At 67.6% G+C, this 1,214-nt stretch carries 1 protein-coding gene; it reads left to right on the top strand.

Going from position 1 to position 1,214, the window contains the following annotated elements:
- Positions 1–73 precede the first annotated feature (73 nt).
- Positions 74–1,192, top strand: coding sequence for an IS630 family transposase (locus ACFV3E_RS46760; RefSeq protein ID WP_500542653.1), 1,119 nt, complete (start codon positions 74–76; stop codon positions 1,190–1,192).
- Positions 1,193–1,214: the final 22 nt, after the last annotated feature.

Here is a 1,214-nt window from a genome sequence, read left to right as displayed (position 1 = left end):
GGTGCTCGCGGTGCTGGGTTTGTAGGCGTCATCCTCGATATCGACGTGGTCGCTGTTGAGGGTGAGGGCGAAGATGGCAGAGCCGGTCAGGGCACGGCGATTGACCGATCAAGAAGGGCAGAGGCTCCAGCAGATCGTCCGGCGGGGCCGCCACGAGTCGGTGCGGGTCCGCCGGGCGCTGATCATCATGGCGTCAGCCTCGGGTACCACTGCGACGGCGATCGCCAGGCTGGTCGCGGCGCACGAGGACACCGTCCGGGACGTGATCCACGCCTTCAACGAGAAAGGTCTGGCCGCGTTGGACCCTCGGTGGGCGGGAGGCCGTCCCCGCCTGATCAGCGATGACGACCGTGAGTTCATCATCGCGACGGCCACAACCCGCCCTATGAAGCTGGGGCGCCCGTTCACGCACTGGAGCCTTCGCAAGCTCACCGACTACCTGACTGGCAATCGGGACCGTCGGGTGCGCATAGGCCGCGAACGGCTGCGGCAGATCCTGCGCGAGCACGGGATCTCCTTCCAGCGCACCCGCACCTGGAAGGAATCCAAGGACCCGGACAAGGACACCAAACTCGACCGCATCGAGCACGTGACCAGCCGCTTCCCCGACCGGTGCTTCGCGTTCGATCAGTTCGGCCCGTTATCGATCCGGCCCTGCCACGGCACCTGCTGGGCGCCGGAGAAGAAGCCGGACCGGTTGCCGGCCACCTACCACCGCACTCACGGGATCCGGTACTTCCACGGCTGCTATTCCCTCGGCGACGACCGGCTGTGGGGCGTGACCCGCCGCCGCAAGGGCGGCGACCACAGCCTGGCCGCGCTGAAGTCGATCCGTGCGGCCCGGCCCGACGGCGCCCCCATCTACGTGATCATGGACGACCTGTCGGCGAACAAGACCCCGGCGATCCGGGCCTGGGCCAAGAAGCACAAGGTCGAGCTGTGCCTCACGCCGACGAGCGCATCGTGGGCCAACCCGATCGAGGCCCAGTTCGGACCCTTACGTAACTTCGTCATGGGCGGTTCCGACCACCCCAACCACACCGTGCTCGCCCGCAGGCTCCAGGACTACCTGCGGTGGCGCAACGCCAACGCTCGCCACCCCGACGTACTGGCCGCCCAACGCCGAGAACGCGCCAAGATCCGCAGCGAACGCCAACAACGCTGGGGCCGCCCACGACCCAAAGCCGCCTAACCAACCCCGGCAACGTTCATGG

Source organism: Streptomyces sp. NPDC059718 (assembly GCF_042733315.1).
Lineage (GTDB): Bacteria > Actinomycetota > Actinomycetes > Streptomycetales > Streptomycetaceae > Actinacidiphila.
This window is presented reverse-complemented; position numbering and strand designations above follow the sequence as displayed.

Coding starts and splice junctions, on each gene's coding strand:
- ACFV3E_RS46760 (WP_500542653.1), top strand. CDS start 74: ATGGCAGAGCCGGTCAGGGCACGGCGATTGACCGATCAAGAAGGGCAG.